The following is a 14,653-nucleotide window of genomic DNA, read 5'->3' on the forward strand; positions in this document are numbered from 1 at the left end:
GACCACCCGCCCCGCACGCCACTCCAGAAGGCACCACCATGGCCGAGTCCGCCGCCCAGCCCGCCCCACCCACCCTGCCGGTCACCTTCCGGCCGACCCGCACCCGGGTCGTCCTGCTGGGCGTCGGCCTCGCCATGTTCGCCACCATCACGGCGATCGCCCTGCTGCTGGAGAACCTCAGCCCGGGCGAGCGGATCAGCTTCGTCGTCACCGCCGTCCTGCTGAGCTCCGTACTCGTCCTGCTCAGCCGCCCCAAGGTGGTCGCGGACGAGTCCGGCGTCACGGTCGTCAACCTGACCAACACCCGCCGCCTGGAGTGGGCCCAGATCCTGCGGGTCAACCTCCGCCCGGGCGACCCCTGGGTGTTCCTCGACCTCAGCGACGGCACCAGCCTGCCCGCCCTCGGCATCCAGCCGGGCATCGCCAAGCAGCAGGCGATCGGCGACGCCCGCGCCCTGCGCGCCCTGGCCGAAACCCACGGAACGGGCACCGGCGACCACTGAGTCGGCCGATCCCCCGGCTGCGTACCGTTGCGGCCGGGATCTCAATGACTACCCTGGTGGCGGGGCGCAGCTGTGCGCCCTCCCATCGGCCCCGGGACCTCGTGGCCCGTGGGCACCTGCGACTTGAGGAGTGACTCCCTCCAGCAATGGACGGATCGTCCGGTAGTATCCGCGCCGCCCTCCCCTCGGAGGCGGCGGCATGACCATCCCGCTACTTCTGCTCGCGGCGGCCTTCGCCCTCATCCTCGCCAACGGTTTCTTCGTGGCCGCCGAGTTCGGCCTCGTCACCGTGGAGCGAGCCGAGGCCGAACGCGCCGCGGCCGACGGAGACCGCCGTGCCCGCACGGTGGTCAAGGCCCTGCGGGAGCTGTCCTTCCAGCTCTCCGGCACCCAGCTCGGCATCACCATCACCTCCCTCGTGGTCGGCATGCTCGCCGAGCCCGCCCTCGCCGCACTGCTGGCCGGGCCGCTCACGGCGACCGGCCTGCCGAAGGGAGCCGTCCCCGGCGTCGCCGTCGTCATCGGCATGCTGCTCGCCTCCGCCGTCCAGATGGTCGTCGGCGAGCTCGTCCCGAAGAACTGGGCGGTCTCCCGGCCGCTCCAGGTGGCCCGTTTCGTCGCCGGCCCCCAGCACGCCTTCTCCCGTGCCTTCCGCCCGGTCATCGCCGGTCTCAACGCCGTGGCCAACCGCCTCGTGCGGGCGCTCGGCGTGGAACCGACCGAGGAGATGGACTCCGCCCGGACCCCTGGCGAGCTGCTCTCCCTGGTCCGCCATTCGGCCCAGGCCGGCGCCCTCGAACAGGACACCGCCGACCTCTTCGTCCGCACCCTCTCGCTGGGCGAGCTGACGGCCCAGCACGTCATGACCCCCCGGGTGAAGGTCAGCGCCCTGATGCACACGGCCACCGCGGCCGACGTGCTCAACCTGACCCGCGCCACGGGACTGTCCCGCTTCCCGGTCTACCGCGACCGCATCGACGAGATCACCGGCGTCGTCCACCTCAAGGACGCCCTCGCCGTGCCCGAGTCGGAACGCGACCGCACGAGCGTGAGCCGGATCTGCGTCGCCCCGCTGCTGGTGCCCGGCTCCCTGCCGGTGCAGCCGCTGCTGGAGCGGCTGCGCAGCGAGCAGCCGATGGCCGTGGTCGTCGACGAGTACGGCGGCACCGCCGGCGTCGTCACCTTGGAGGACATCGTGGAGGAACTCGTCGGCGAGGTCCGCGACGAGCACGACTTCGCCGAGGACGAGACCCCCGAACTGGCCGCCGTACCGGCCGAGGACGGCCGCCCCTCCTGGGAGGCCGACGGCAGCTGCCGGGTGCAGACCCTGCGCCGCATAGGCCTGGAAGTGCCCGAAGGCCCGTACGAGACCGTCGCCGGTCTCGTCGCCGACCTGCTCGGCCGGATCCCCGCCCCCGGGGACCGCGCGGAACTCCCCGGCTGGAAGCTGTCCGTCCGCCGGGTGGGCCGCAACCGCGCCGAGCGGGTCCGGCTGGTCCGGCTGGCGGCGGTGCCCGCGGCCGGCGCGTACCGGTCCGCGTCCGCGGCCGACGGCGCGGCCGTGCTCGAACCGAAGCGGGCCGAGCTGGAAGGCGCCGCCCGATGAACGCGCTCCAGCTCCTCTTCGCCCTGCTGCTGGTCCTCGCCAACGGCTTCTTCGTCGGCGCCGAGTTCGCGCTCGTCTCCGTACGGCGCAGCCAGATCGAGCCCCTCGCGGCCGACTCCAAGCGGGCCCGCCAGGTGCTCCACGGCCTGGAGAACCTGCCCCGCATGATGGCCGCGGCGCAGTTCGGCATCACCATCTGCTCGCTCACCCTCGGCGCGGTCGCCGAGCCCACCGTGGCCCGGCTGCTGGAGCCCGTCTTCCACGCCGTCCACGTACCGCAGGGCCTGATCCACCCCCTCGGCTACGCGTTCGCGCTCACCGCCGTGGTCTTCCTGCACCTGGTGATCGGCGAGATGGTGCCGAAGAACCTGGCCATGGCCGCCCCGGAGAAGACCGCCCTGTGGTTCAGCCCCGGCCTGGTCGCCTTCGCCCGCCTGTGCGGGCCGGTCACCACCGCGCTCGGCGCCTGCGCCAAGCTCGTCCTGAAGCTCTTCAAGGTGGAGCCCAAGGACGAGGTCGAGGCCGTCTACACCTCCGCCCAGCTGGGCCGGCTCCTCAAGGACTCCCGGCAGGCAGGGCTCCTGGAGCCGGTCGAGCAGGAGCGGCTGGAGGACGCGCTGGAACTGGGCAGCCGCCCCGTCACCGACGTCCTCCTCGGCCCGGACCGGCTGGTCACGGTCGGCCCGGCGGTGACCCCGCGGCAGATCGAGCAGCTGACCGTGCGCACCGGCTACTCCCGTTTCCCCGTCCGTGCCGACAGCGGCGCCTTCATGGGCTACCTGCATGTCAAGGACGTACTGGACCTGGAGGACCGGGAGCGGGCCGTCCCGCAGCGGGTCTGGCGCCGGATGACCACGCTGTGCTCCACCGTCCCGCTGGACGACGCCCTCAGCGTCATGCGCCGGGACGCCACGCACCTCGCGCAGGTCGCGGACCCGGGGGGCCGCGTCCTCGGCCTGGTCGCCCTCGAGGACGTCCTCGAGATGCTGGTCGGTGAGGTCCGCGACCCGGCCCACCGCGTGGCGTTCGCCCGCGGCTAGCCGCCGGCCGCTCCGCCCCCGGGCCCGTGAGGGTTCCGGGGGCGGAGCCGGGTGTGAAGTAGGTCACCCGGAGCCGATTCGTGCGCGTCTCGGTGAACCTCGATCGGCTCCCGGCCGTCTTGTTGGCCGGATCGTCGGTTCGGGTACTTGAGTTGGACTTCACGGGTCGCGACACGGAACACTACGGCCCTGGGGATCTTCCGGTTTCCCGGTCCGGCTCCGACTGTGGTACCCCCGGGTTGCCGAGGGGCCTGGTCACCGTACGTCGGCCGCCTCGCGATCGATCGGGCTCCTGTTCGACCAGTGGGTCGGCGGGGGCATGATGCCGGTTTGCTAGCGTGTCCGGCGTGGAGTCCCGTCGGCATGCCGGGGACGCGTGTCGGCCGGGTGTCCCGGCCGCCGCCCGCCGGCCTCGCTCGCCCTGTCGAGCCGGCCCGACCTGCGGCAGAGTGCCGCTTCACGGAAGCGATGTGACATGACGGATTTGGCACCGAACATCATCGGCGCCCCCTCCAGCACGCCGGACGGCGCCGACGGCGCCCCGTCCGACGGGAAGTCGACGGCCCGGTCGGGCGGCCGCTTCGACCGCTGGACGCAGAAACGCTGGTTCCTCCCGCTGGGGGAGGTCGTGGTCAGTGTCGTCGCGGCTCTCGGTTTCATGCTGCTCTGCACGCACATCAGCGTCAACCCCGTCACCCGGATCGGTCAGGTCAGCGGCCTCGCCAAGGTCCAGCAGTACCTGGCGCTGATCGGCATACCGGTCCTCGCGGTCCTGCTGTTCCTCGCCTACCGGGGCACGCTGCGCCACTACCAGGTCGCGCAGCGGCTGGTGTGCGCCGCCCTCGCGGGCCTGGCCACCGGTATCGTCGCGGGCGGCATCGCGGTCGCCCTGAACGGCACCCCGTGGGGCCTGGGCGGCCAGGAGGGCGACCCCGGCAACCTCATGGGCATGGCCAACGACATGATGCGCCACAAGGGCCTGCCGGGGGTCTACCCGCCCCTGTTCCCCGCCCTCCTCGCGCTCTGGGCCAAGGTCTTCCACAACGGCATCGCCGGCGTCGGCCACGCGCTCAAGGACCTGCAGCTGATCCTCAGCGCACTGGTCGGACCGATGGCCTACCTCGCGTGGCGACTGATGCTGCGTCCGTTCTGGGCGATGGCCATCGCCGTGCCGGCGTCGATCGTCTTCCTCGACCCGATCCGCCCCTACAGCCACGGCTCCATGCTCGTCCTGCTGCCGCTGCTGGCCGCCGCCTTCCGCGAGATCCGCCGGGCCGACCGGCTCACCACGCGCTCGGCGGTGCTGCGCGGCCTCGGCTTCGGCGTCGTGTTCGGCGTCATGTTCCTCTGGTACTCCGGCTGGTACCTGTGGGCCGCGCCGGGCGCGTTCGTCCTCGGCCTGCTGCTGTTCCCGTGGCGCGGCGGCCGGGTCGTCGTCAAGCGCGCGCTGACCTTCCTCGGCGCCATGCTGGCCACCGCGGCCGTCATCGGCGCGCCGCTGCTGTACCAGCTGGCCCGCCTGGGCGCCTCGACGGTGGACCGCTACGCCTACATCAACACCTACCTCGACCCGGCCTACGTGATGGGCTGGGCGTCCGACCGCGCCGGCGAGCTGAGCTACCACAACTTCCCGGTGTCCGGCGAGCTGGCCGGCCAGACCGGCTTCGGCATCCTGCTGCTCCTGGGCGTGGCCATCGGCGTGGGCCTCGGCATGCGCAACGTCGTGGTCCGCACCGCCGGCTTCGTCCTCGCCGGCGCCTGGCTGCTGCGCTTCTGGTTCGCCTCCCACATGGCGCACGACCAGGCCGTCCAGCTCTACCCGCGCACCACCTGGATCATCTTCTACTGCCTGATCATCCTGGCCGTGCTCGGCCTGATGCTCACCTACGAGCGCGTCTTCGGCTGGATCCGCGGCACGCTCGAGGAGGTCGCCCCGGCCCGGGCCGCCCGGATCTCCCCGCGCCTGCTGTCCCAGGTGGCCGCCGGCCTGATCTGCGTGACCGCCCTGTTCGCCGCCATGGGCGGCTCCTGGTCGGCCAACCGCTTCATGCCGTCCACCAACCCGGGCATCGAGGACCTCGGCCTGGACGCGCTCCGCGCGCACCTGCAGCAGCTGCCGAACGGGAAGTGCCCCAAGTACTCGCCGTACAAGGGCAAGCAGGAGTGCCAGCCGGTCAACATGGAGCTGCACGAGTACGTCTTCGTGCCGCCGGAGCGGCCCAGCCTCTTCTGCGCCAACACCACCGCCAAGAACCACGACCTCGTCTGCGGCCGCCAGCCGAAGAAGTGACCGCTCAGGTCCGCACGCCGCCGGGGCCCGTCACGACGGGCCCCGGCGGCGTGTCCGCCTCACACGCTCACAGGGCCGGGGGCTCCGGCCGCTCCTGGGGGCCGCGGCCCGACAGGACCTCCCCGTACGCCTGCATCAGGTCCGGCAGCCGGAGCGTCGCCAGGTCGTCCCGCGACGGCTCACCGGCGAAGCCCGCCAGCCGCAGGTCCCGGTAGGCGCAGCTCTTCTCGTACAAGGTCCGCAGGAAGCGGCCGTTGCCGAGCTCGTCGATCCACCCCTGCTCCACCACGTGGGCGCTGATGCTGCGCAGCTCCTCCAGCGCCTCCTCGTCCCAGTGGTCCCCGTTCGCGTCCGCCAGCACCCCGCCGATCGCGGTCAGTTCCAGCGGCCGGTAGCTGGGGAAGTCCACCCGGGTGGTGAAGCGCGAGGACAGCCCCGGATTGGCGGCCAGCAGCCGGTCCATCCCGGCCGGGTAGCCCGCCAGGATCACCACCAGGTGGTCCCGGTTGTCCTCGGCCCGCTTCAGCAGCACCTGCAGGGCCTCGTCGCCGTACGCGTCACCCTTGCTGTAGCCCGAGTTCGACAGCGAATAGGCCTCGTCCACGAACAGCACCCCGCCGATCGCCGAATCGATCAGCTCGTTCGCCTTCACCGCCGTCTGCCCGAGGAACTCGCCCACGAGGTCGGCCCGCTGGGCCTCCACCAGATGGTCGCCGCCGAGCAGCCCCAGCGCGTAGAAGACCCGGCCCAGGATCCGGGCCACCGTCGTCTTGCCCGTCCCGGAGGGGCCGGAGAACACGAAGTGCCGCTTCGGCGGCTGCACCGGCAGCCCCTGACCCGCCCGCAGCCGCGCCATGTGCAGCTGCGCAGAAAGGGCCTTCACCTGCCGCTTGACCGGCTCCAGGCCCACCATCCGCTCCAGCTCCGCCAGCGCCTCGGCGAGCGCCGCCGGGTCCGCCGGCCCGGCCGGCAGCCCCTCGGGCGTGCCCTGCGGCGGGACCGGCGCCTTGCGCCGAGCCCCCTCCACGCGTCCCGCCGGGGGAGTGGGCGGAGCCAGCGGATCGGCCTCGGCCTGGCCGTCCGCCGCGATGTCCTGGACGGGCCCGCCGCCCAGCGCGACCGCCGCGAAGTCCCCGCCGGCCGGGGACGGGCCGTGCCCGCTGTAGCCCCCGTACGCGGCGTACCCCGCCAGTCCCGCCAGATCGGCCACGTTGTCGGTGTCGTCGCTGTCCTCGATGGCCGTCAGCCGGGCCGCGGTGTCCATGAACGAGGGATCCACCCGGTGCACCGCCCGGTACAGCGGCAGCGCGGCCGCACTGCGCCCGGTGCCCTCCCGCGCCCGCGCCAGCCAGTACCGCAGCTCCTTGCGCTGGGGCTGCTCGCTGCGACACCGCATCAGCGCCGCCGCCAGCATCGGCTCCGCCTGCCCGTACATCTCCAGCCGGACCCGGGCCATCCCGCCGAACAGCCCCGCCTCGATGCCCAGCAGCGGATCGTCGACCAGCGGCTCGGTGTGCCGGACCAGCTGCTCCCAGTCCTTGACCAGATAGGCCCGGCAGGCGTGCAGGAACCGCACCTGCGCGTCGGTGTCCACCGGCGGCAGCGCGGCCAGCGCCTGGTCCAGCTCGGGCACGTGGCGGCCGTCCAGCCAGTGCGAGGCGTGGGCGAGGAGCAGGTCGCGCCGGCTCTCCAGCACCGGCTGCACCCACCAGCCCAGCCAGTACCAGGAGTTCAGCGTCCGCCGATGCCGGGCGCGCTGTTCGCCGAACCGGTCCCGGTGGGCGTACATCCGAAGTAACGCGTTGCCGGTGTCGACCCGGAGCGCGTGCAGGCCCAGCCATGCGTCAGCCATGGTGGGGTCGAGTCGTACGGCCGCCCGGAACTCCTCCTCGGCCTGCGGATAGGCGCCCATGGTGCAGGCGTCGACCCCGCGCAGCCAGGCGAGTTCGGCCGGGGCGTGCATGCTGCCCGGCGTGCCGAAATCCATCACGTCCCCCACAAGCCTGCCCCCGTGGTGCGCGGCAACCTCCGTGACGAGCACATGAGTTGCCCACTGCGCCGATGAAATCAGGGCTGCATCGTACCTGCGCTCACGCACCTTACGTAGGGCGCGACAGGCACGGTTCCGGCGTGCGCCCCCGGGGCGGCCGGTGACTCAGGGTGAAGAACTGGGGCGGATCGGCCTCGCGTGACACCGCCGGGGAGGGGGTTCGCGGGCAGAACGAAGCCCCCGATCACGGGGGAACAACCGGGGGCTTCGTGTCCGCGGCGGCCGGTAAAGGCCTCGCATTGAGAACGTAAGGCCGCTGCGGGCCCGAGGTCAAGCGGGTCGGCCGGGGCCCCGGCGGAGCGGATTTCCAGGGGCGTTCAGGCCCGGGGGAGGCCGTCACTCCCGGTGACGGAAGCGGAGGTTCCTGCGGTCGCACGGGCCCCGGAAGACCACTCGTATCCCGTACCGCTCTGGCGTACCAGGGTGTCGGCGAAGGGGCGCGAAGGGTCGTTGGAGAAGTGCGCGCGCTCCGCGCGCTCCCATCCGTCCCAGAAGTCGGAAAGTTCACGCCCGTCCCGGTTTCGCCCCCGCTGCCAGGACTGCTCGCGCGGCGTCTCCATCCACAGCAGCCGCGCCAGCCGCGGCCGCAGCGCCGCCCGCCCCGCTCCGACCCCCTCGACCAGGAGCACCGGCGCCGGCTCCAGCACCCGCTCCGGCCCGAACCGGCGCTCCACCCAGTCGTACGGGGCCCAGTGCGCGGGCCGTCCGGCGGCGAGCGGCTCCAGCACCTGCGCGCGCAGCCGCTCCTCCCAGTCGAACAGTTCCTCGTGGGTGGCCACGTCGTCCAGGTGCAGTACGGGCGCCCCCAGCGCCTCGGCGAGCCGCCCCGCGAAGGTGCTCTTCCCGGATCCGGCGTGCCCGTCGATCCCGATCAGGCGCACCGGACCGAGGGAGGGCGGCAGGGCGGCGAGCTCCCGGGCGAGTGACTCAAGTGACTGCTGTGACTCCACCCGACCAGCGTAGACAGGCCCGACACGACCCGTGGCTTCGGGCCGCCGCCGCCGGGAACTGGAAGGGTGATGCCGGATGCCACCCGAGAGCCGCCGAAGAGCTGCCGAAGTACCGACCCACCCTGGGGGAACACGCGATGACCGAACCCACGCCGCGCAGGGCCGTACTCGTCGCCGCACTCGCGGTCGCCACCGCGGCCACCGCCGCCACCGTATCCGGCGGCAGCGCCTCGGCGGCCCCTCCCACTCCTCCCGCCCCTCCCGCCCCACGGCCCCCGGGCCGTACCGTCGACAACCGCTTCTGGTACTCCTACGGCCACTGGCTCGCCGGCACCCACCGGGGCACCACCGCCGTCGGCGGCGCCCGCCCCGGCCTGGAGATCGCCACGGCCGTCGGCCGCACCGAATACGCCGACCCGCACACCGGCCGCAAGAGCACCTGGGAGTACGCCACCTGGACCTCCCCCGTGCACCGCTCCACCGTGCCCGCCACCGAGGCCATCGCCTCCTGGAACGCCCGCACCCCGGCCGGGACCTGGATCCAGATCGAACTGCGCGGCACCTACACCGACGGCACCGCCACCCCCTGGTACGTGATGGGCCGCTGGGCCTCCGGTGACACGGACATCCGCCGCACCTCGGTGGACGGCCAGAGCGACGGCAGGTCCACCGTCTGGACCGACACCCTGGCCCTCGACGCCCCGGCCGCCACCGCAGGCCTGCGGATCGCGGCCTGGCAACTGCGCCTGACCCTCCACCGCAGGCCCGGCGCCGAGCGCGGTCCCACCGTACGGCTCGCGGGCGCCATGGTCTCCGACGTCCCGGACCGCTTCACCGTCCCGGCCTCCGCCCCGTCCGGTACGGCCCACGAGCTGAAGGTCCCGCGCTACTCGCAGGAGGTCCACGCGGGCCGCTACCCCGAGTACGACAACGGCGGCGAGGCCTGGTGCAGCCCCACCTCCTCGCAGATGATCATCGAGTACTGGGGCGGCAAGGCCGCCCCGTCGGCCCTGACCTGGGTCGACCCGAAATACTCCGACCCGCAGATCTGCCACGCGGCCCGCTCCACCTACGACGCCGCCTACAAGGGCTGCGGCAACTGGCCCTTCAACGCCGCGTACGCCGCCACCTACCGCGGGCTGGCCGGGGTCGTCACCCGCCTCACCTCCCTGGCCGACCTGGAAACCCTGGTCCGGTCCGGCATCCCGGCCATCACCTCCCAGTCCTTCCGCCCCGACGAGCTCACGGGCGCGGGCTACGGCACCGCCGGCCACCTGATGACCGTCATCGGCTTCACCGCCGCCGGGGACGTGATCGCGAACGACCCCCACTCACGGGACAACCCCGCCGTGCGCCGCGTCTACAAGCGCGCCGAGTGGGAGAACATCTGGCTGCGCACCAAGCGCGTGGGGGCCTCCGGCAAGGTCACCTCGGGCTCCGGCGGGATCTGCTACCTCTACGCGCCGGCCCGCCTGAGCCGGACGCGGTTCCGGGCGCTGCGGGCGGTGGGGGTGCTGTGAGAATGCCGCGAAGTTTCCCGTTGACCAAGGGGTATGGATAAGCGGAACATAGTGGGGTAAATGGCAGATAAAGGCTTCTCAGTAGGAGGCGGCCGGCCATGACCACCCATCCCAGCATCGAGCACCACCCCGATCTCGCCGAGATGCGCACCCGGTTCGAGCGGGTGACCAGCACTCCCCGGGCACAGGCCGTCGAAGCACTGGCCCTGATCACGGGCCTGTACCTGGCTGCCTCGCCCTGGATCGTCGGATTCAGCGGCCTCACCCCGCTGGCCATCAACAACCTGATCGCCGGCCTGGCCTTCTGCCTGTGCATGAGCGGTCTGGGTTCCGCCTATGAGCGCACCCACGCGATGGCGTGGACGGCGGTCGCCCTCGGTGCGTGGACGATCATCGCCCCGTGGGCCATCGCCGGTGAGATGGACACGACGCGAACGGTGGTCAGCAACGTGATCGCCGGAGGTGTCGCCCTGTGCCTCGGCCTGGCGATGGCGGGCATGGCGAGCCGCGACCGGGGGTCCCGCGCCTGACCGGGGCGCCGGAGGAGGCGCCGGATGAATGAGCGCGCCGGGTCCCGTCCGAGGAGGTCGGGGCCCGGCCGTCCGCCGCCGGGGCGGTGCTGCCCGGATCGGCCCCCGCCACTGTCCCTGCCTCTGCCTCTGTCCCTGTCCCTGTATGTCGGGGTTTGCGTGACGCATGCCACCCGTGACGTCCCTACCGCGAAAGCCGCGAACGCTGGCACAATGGACGTCATGACTGCCGACAGCGCCGCCCCCATCGCCGTGCCCCGGGACCTCGTCCGGACCGGAGGCCCCAAGGACGACTCCAGCTGGCTGGAGCACGTGCTCGGCTGGACCCTCGTGGTCGTCGTCGCCATGTTCGTCACCCAGGTCGGCTGGCTCTGAGCCCCTCCCGCTCCGGGATCACGAGGCGTCGGACCCGACCGCGAGATCTGCCCTAGGGTGGGCGTCTCGTGGCAGTTCGAGGCTAGGGCTGAACTTGAATAATGGTCAACAGCGTGGAACGACCGGCCGATCGCAGGCGCGCAGGGCCGAACTCATAGCCACCGGGCGCAAGTTGTTCGCCGACACCGCGTACGACGCGCTCTCCATGGACGACATCGCCAAACATGCGGGCGTCGCCAAGGGGCTGATCTACTACTACTTCGACAGCAAGCGCGGCTACTACCTCGCCATCGTCGAGGACTCCGTGGCCGAGCTCGTCGCCCGGGCCGGCGGCGACACCGGCCTCCCCGGCGCGGAGCGCGTCCGCCGCACCATCGACGCCTACCTGCACTACGCCGAGCACCACCACGCCGCCTACCGCACCATCGTCACCGGCGGCGTCGGCTCCGACGCCGAGGTCCTCGCCATCCGCGACTCCGTCCGCGAGGAGCTCGTCGCCACCATCGCCGAAGGCGCGTACGGACGCCGCACCCTCCCGCCGATCGCCCGGCTCGCCCTCGTGGGCTGGCTCTCCGGGGTCGAAGGAACCACCCTGGACTGGATCGGGGCACTGAGCGCCCCCGACCGGTCCGACCGGCCCGATCGCACCGAGCTCGGAGCCCTGCTGGTGCGCCAGCTGCGCGCGACACTGGAGGTGATCGAGGAGTTCGTCCCGGAGTGTCCGGCACCTCCCGGCACCGAAGAGCCGCTCGATCCACTCGGTGATCTTGCCCCGGTGACGGGAAGCCCCTGATCGGGCATACTCAAGCCGCCGCAGCCGCTGAACCGCCCCTTCCGCAACCCGGAGGGCAACATCGGCTGTGAGATTACCGAGACCCGGCGGCGCGTCCCACACCTCACGCGTCGCCGCCGTGCCCGACCAGGGAGGAGAGCGCCGCCATGACTGACCGCGCCCCGCAGCCGGTGGACCGACAGCTGCCCACCGAGGAGTCCCGGGACCTCCTCGCCCTCGTACGCGAGATCGCGCAGCGGGAGATCCGCCCCAAGGCGGCCGAGGAGGAGGACTCCGGCCGGTTCCCGCGGGAGGTCTTCACCCTGCTCTCCGAGGCCGGCTTGCTCGGTCTTCCGTACCCCGGGGAATTCGGCGGCGGCGAGCAGCCGTACGAGGTCTACCTCCAGGTCCTGGAGGAGCTGGCCGCAGCCCGCCTGACCGTCGGCCTCGGCGTCAGCGTGCACTCCCTGGCCTGCCACGGCCTCGCCGGCTACGGCACCAAGGAGCAGCAGAGCGCCCACCTGCCCGCGATGCTCGGCGGCGGCCTGCTGGGCGCCTACTGCCTCTCCGAGCCGGCCGCCGGCTCCGACGCCGCCTCGCTCTCCACCAAGGCGGTGCGCGACGGCGACGACTGGATCATCACCGGCACCAAGGCCTGGATCACCCACGGCGGCGTCGCCGACTTCTACACCGTCCTCGCTCGCACCGGCGCCCAGGGCCCCAAGGGCATCACGGCCTTCCTGGTCCCCGGGGACGCGGAGGGCCTGACCGCGGCCGTGCCCGAGAAGAAGATGGGCATGAAGGGCTCGCCCACCGCCCAGCTGCACTTCGACGGCGTACGGGTCCCCGACGCCCGCCGCATCGGCGAGGAGGGCCAGGGCTTCACCATCGCACTGGCCGCACTGGACGCCGGGCGCCTGGGCATCGCCGCCTGCGCCATCGGCGTCGCCCAGGCCGCACTGGACGAGGCCCTGACGTACGCGCTGGACCGCAAGCAGTTCGGGCACCCGATCGCGGACTTCCAGGGGCTGCGCTTCATGCTGGCCGACATGGCCACCAAGATCGAGGCGGGCCGGGCGCTCTACCTCGCGGCGGCACGGCTGCGGGACGCGGGCAAGCCGTTCTCCCGCCAGGCGGCCATGGCCAAGCTGTTCTGCACGGACGCGGCGATGGCCGTCACCACGGACGCGGTGCAGGTCCTCGGCGGATACGGCTACACGGCGGACTTCCCCGTCGAGCGGCTGATGCGGGAGGCGAAGGTGCTCCAGATCGTCGAGGGCACCAACCAGATCCAGCGCATGGTCATCGCCCGCCACCTGGCGGGCCCGGAGACGCGCTGACCGCGGTCAGTACAACCCGCTGCTGGTGGCGGGCCAGACCGGGGAGGACGTGAGCCGCGACCACTCCGGGTCACGCCGGCCGGGCAGCGTCCGGCCGGCATCGGCCCACCGTGCCAGCAGATCCAGGTAGATCGGCGGATCGGGCACCTGCTGCGCCTGCTCACGCGGACGCTGAACCGATTCTTCGAAACCCGGCGCCGCCGGGCGACGCCTTCGGCCCGTTGAAGACTGAAGCATGGTCATACCCGGCCAACGCCGAACCGAAGGACCGGGTAATCGCCCCCGGGGTGCGGCTATCCGTTCGAGGTGTCGCCGGGGGCGGTCGGGGCGGTCGGGGCGGGGTGGGGCGGTCGGCGTCCGGCCACCGCCTGAGGGCGATGGTGAAGAATGAAACGGTGATCTCCAAGGAGCGCGCCGTCGAGCTCGTCGATTCCTACCTGGCCAGGGACCGGCTGACATGGCCGTGGAGGGGGCCGGCACCCGAGCTGGCCGTCTGTTACGTGGAGGAATACGCGGTCGGCTGGCTCGCCTTCTGGGACACGGCGGAGTACGCCCGCACCCGTGACGCGAGCGACAGCCTCATGGGTGGCGGGGGTCACTGCCTGGTGGACCGGCACGACGGGAGCATCCACTACGTCCCCGCCGCCTGGTGGTTGGACGAGGGCTGGGAGGAGCAATACCTCCTGCAGACCAAGGGCGTCAGACCGCCCGATGCACTGGCCGCCGCCGTTCGTGAGCTCGCGAACTCGGCCGGCCTCGTGGCCGCCATGAGCCACCTGCGCAAGCAGGCCCCGCGGCTGAGCCTGCAGCAGTCGAAGGCCTACGTAGCGACCGTCCGGGACGGCGCCGAACCGCCGGAGGAGCTGGCGAGCCTGACCCGGAAAGAGGCCGCCTCGGCGGCTCTGCCCGTGGAAACGCTGGCGGGCCCGGTCCTGTAGAGGGCGGGGCGGCTTCGGCGTGCGGGAGCCACTCGGGCGGAATCAGAGAGGCGTATGGAGGTTTCCCGTCAGTCTCATCGTCTCTCCGTGTCGGGCCGGTCCCTCAAGGGCGCTCCTTCGTCGCGTCACTGCGTGATGTCGCTGCGCTCCACCCTTGACCGACCGGCCCGCCCCGGACATACGAAGACTGCCGGGAAGCCCCCAAAGGAACGGGCCGGGCACTCAAGGATCAGGACGGGCCGGTCAGAGATGCGCGAGGAGATCCCGGCGAGCACGACCGAGAGGCGGGGCCCATCACAGATCATGGCCCGTGTCGGGGGAGGCGCGTCCGATCGCTACGTGCTTCTCATCTCTCAGCGTCCGACGACCGTCCTGGGCTGGGCATAGGCCGCCCACGACCCGTAGGCGCTCCTCGTGGGAGGCGTCCGGCGGCTGACCGGGGTGGGAAGGCGTGAAACTGCGGCTATTTCGTCGTGGATGCGGGTCAGCGCAGGTGGGCAGCCAGAAGGGCTGACCGTTTGCCCCAATTACCCCTGTTTGGCTGGGAGCTTGTGGGGTGATGCTCGCGTTGGCCCGGCTTCACGACGGAATAGCGAGCATTCAGCCCCTGGCGGCCGTCGGTCGCGGTCGTGGAGAAGCGCGTAGCGATCTGGGGCGGCCTGTGTCCAGCCCAGGACGGAGTGGCGACGCTAAGAGATGAGGAGCGCGTAGCGATTTGGCGCGCCTCCCCCGACATGGC

At 72.2% G+C, this 14,653-nt stretch carries 13 protein-coding genes; 10 read left to right on the forward strand and 3 right to left on the reverse strand.

All coding sequences use genetic code 11. From position 1 onward, the window contains the following. Nucleotides 1-38: 38 nt before the first annotated feature. The 4 genes from ACZ573_RS18415 to ACZ573_RS18430 all read left to right on the forward strand — a co-directional run bounded on the left by ACZ573_RS18415 (nucleotide 39) and on the right by ACZ573_RS18430 (nucleotide 5,439). Nucleotides 39-503, forward strand: a complete 465-nt coding sequence (locus ACZ573_RS18415; protein ID WP_471305038.1) for a PH domain-containing protein — start codon at nucleotides 39-41, stop codon at nucleotides 501-503. Nucleotides 504-702: 199 nt separating this feature from the next. Beyond that, a complete protein-coding gene (locus ACZ573_RS18420) occupies nucleotides 703-2,109 on the forward strand; it encodes a hemolysin family protein (RefSeq protein ID WP_471305041.1) in 1,407 nt (468 codons plus the stop codon). Beyond that, complete coding sequence (locus ACZ573_RS18425) at nucleotides 2,106-3,149, forward strand: hemolysin family protein (RefSeq protein ID WP_471305044.1); 1,044 nt, start codon at nucleotides 2,106-2,108, stop codon at nucleotides 3,147-3,149. The genes ACZ573_RS18420 and ACZ573_RS18425 overlap by 4 nt, the downstream gene beginning before the upstream one ends. Before the next feature lie 475 nt (nucleotides 3,150-3,624). Then, the gene (locus ACZ573_RS18430) at nucleotides 3,625-5,439 is read left to right on the forward strand and encodes a hypothetical protein (protein ID WP_471305046.1); all 1,815 of its coding nucleotides are present in this window, start codon (nucleotides 3,625-3,627) and stop codon (nucleotides 5,437-5,439) included. Nucleotides 5,440-5,506: 67 nt separating this feature from the next. Here the strand turns inward: ACZ573_RS18430 and ACZ573_RS18435 are convergent, their stop codons facing one another. Together ACZ573_RS18435 and ACZ573_RS18440 are read right to left on the reverse strand one after the other, a co-directional pair. Further along, a complete protein-coding gene (locus ACZ573_RS18435; RefSeq protein WP_471305049.1) occupies nucleotides 5,507-7,426 on the reverse strand; it encodes an AAA family ATPase in 1,920 nt (639 codons plus the stop codon). A 380-nt stretch (nucleotides 7,427-7,806) separates the two neighbouring features. Then, complete coding sequence (locus tag ACZ573_RS18440; RefSeq protein ID WP_471305052.1) at nucleotides 7,807-8,439, reverse strand: uridine kinase family protein; 633 nt, start codon at nucleotides 8,437-8,439, stop codon at nucleotides 7,807-7,809. Between the two features lie 137 nt (nucleotides 8,440-8,576). Between ACZ573_RS18440 and ACZ573_RS18445 the strand changes: the two genes are divergently transcribed. The 5 genes from ACZ573_RS18445 (at nucleotide 8,577) to ACZ573_RS18465 (ending at nucleotide 12,976) form a co-directional block, all read left to right on the forward strand. Continuing rightward, nucleotides 8,577-9,959, forward strand: a complete 1,383-nt coding sequence (locus ACZ573_RS18445) for a peptidase C39 family protein (RefSeq protein ID WP_471305055.1) — start codon at nucleotides 8,577-8,579, stop codon at nucleotides 9,957-9,959. Between the two features lie 98 nt (nucleotides 9,960-10,057). Then, a complete protein-coding gene (locus tag ACZ573_RS18450; RefSeq protein WP_471305057.1) occupies nucleotides 10,058-10,489 on the forward strand; it encodes an SPW repeat protein in 432 nt (143 codons plus the stop codon). A 222-nt stretch (nucleotides 10,490-10,711) separates the two neighbouring features. Beyond that, the gene (locus ACZ573_RS18455; RefSeq protein ID WP_301372466.1) at nucleotides 10,712-10,864 is read left to right on the forward strand and encodes an SCO1431 family membrane protein; all 153 of its coding nucleotides are present in this window, start codon (nucleotides 10,712-10,714) and stop codon (nucleotides 10,862-10,864) included. Between the two features lie 94 nt (nucleotides 10,865-10,958). Then, complete coding sequence (locus tag ACZ573_RS18460; protein WP_471305059.1) at nucleotides 10,959-11,657, forward strand: TetR/AcrR family transcriptional regulator; 699 nt, start codon at nucleotides 10,959-10,961, stop codon at nucleotides 11,655-11,657. A 146-nt stretch (nucleotides 11,658-11,803) separates the two neighbouring features. Further along, nucleotides 11,804-12,976 carry an acyl-CoA dehydrogenase gene (locus tag ACZ573_RS18465; protein ID WP_382546234.1) on the forward strand — a complete coding sequence of 391 codons (1,173 nt, stop codon included), beginning with the start codon at nucleotides 11,804-11,806 and terminating at the stop codon, nucleotides 12,974-12,976. Between the two features lie 6 nt (nucleotides 12,977-12,982). Here the strand turns inward: ACZ573_RS18465 and ACZ573_RS18470 are convergent, their stop codons facing one another. Then, the gene (locus ACZ573_RS18470) at nucleotides 12,983-13,219 is read right to left on the reverse strand and encodes a hypothetical protein (RefSeq protein WP_471305061.1); all 237 of its coding nucleotides are present in this window, start codon (nucleotides 13,217-13,219) and stop codon (nucleotides 12,983-12,985) included. A gap of 134 nt (nucleotides 13,220-13,353) precedes the next feature. Between ACZ573_RS18470 and ACZ573_RS18475 the strand changes: the two genes are divergently transcribed. Beyond that, nucleotides 13,354-13,914: a YrhB domain-containing protein gene (locus ACZ573_RS18475; RefSeq protein WP_471305064.1), complete on the forward strand. Its 561-nt coding sequence runs from the start codon at nucleotides 13,354-13,356 to the stop codon at nucleotides 13,912-13,914. Nucleotides 13,915-14,653 lie beyond the last annotated feature (739 nt).

The organism is Streptomyces sp. NPDC040545 (assembly GCF_055595065.1).

Excerpts from the sequence above, each read along its gene's own strand:
- ACZ573_RS18415 (WP_471305038.1), top strand. The coding sequence starts at position 39 with ATGGCCGAGTCCGCCGCCCAGCCCGCCCCACCCACCCTGCCGGTCACC.
- ACZ573_RS18420 (WP_471305041.1), top strand. The coding sequence starts at position 703 with ATGACCATCCCGCTACTTCTGCTCGCGGCGGCCTTCGCCCTCATCCTC.
- ACZ573_RS18425 (WP_471305044.1), top strand. The coding sequence starts at position 2,106 with ATGAACGCGCTCCAGCTCCTCTTCGCCCTGCTGCTGGTCCTCGCCAAC.
- ACZ573_RS18430 (WP_471305046.1), top strand. The coding sequence starts at position 3,625 with ATGACGGATTTGGCACCGAACATCATCGGCGCCCCCTCCAGCACGCCG.
- ACZ573_RS18435 (WP_471305049.1), bottom strand. The coding sequence starts at position 7,426 with ATGGATTTCGGCACGCCGGGCAGCATGCACGCCCCGGCCGAACTCGCC.
- ACZ573_RS18445 (WP_471305055.1), top strand. The coding sequence starts at position 8,577 with ATGACCGAACCCACGCCGCGCAGGGCCGTACTCGTCGCCGCACTCGCG.
- ACZ573_RS18450 (WP_471305057.1), top strand. The coding sequence starts at position 10,058 with ATGACCACCCATCCCAGCATCGAGCACCACCCCGATCTCGCCGAGATG.
- ACZ573_RS18455 (WP_301372466.1), top strand. The coding sequence starts at position 10,712 with ATGACTGCCGACAGCGCCGCCCCCATCGCCGTGCCCCGGGACCTCGTC.
- ACZ573_RS18465 (WP_382546234.1), top strand. The coding sequence starts at position 11,804 with ATGACTGACCGCGCCCCGCAGCCGGTGGACCGACAGCTGCCCACCGAG.
- ACZ573_RS18470 (WP_471305061.1), bottom strand. The coding sequence starts at position 13,219 with ATGACCATGCTTCAGTCTTCAACGGGCCGAAGGCGTCGCCCGGCGGCG.
- ACZ573_RS18475 (WP_471305064.1), top strand. The coding sequence starts at position 13,354 with ATGGTGAAGAATGAAACGGTGATCTCCAAGGAGCGCGCCGTCGAGCTC.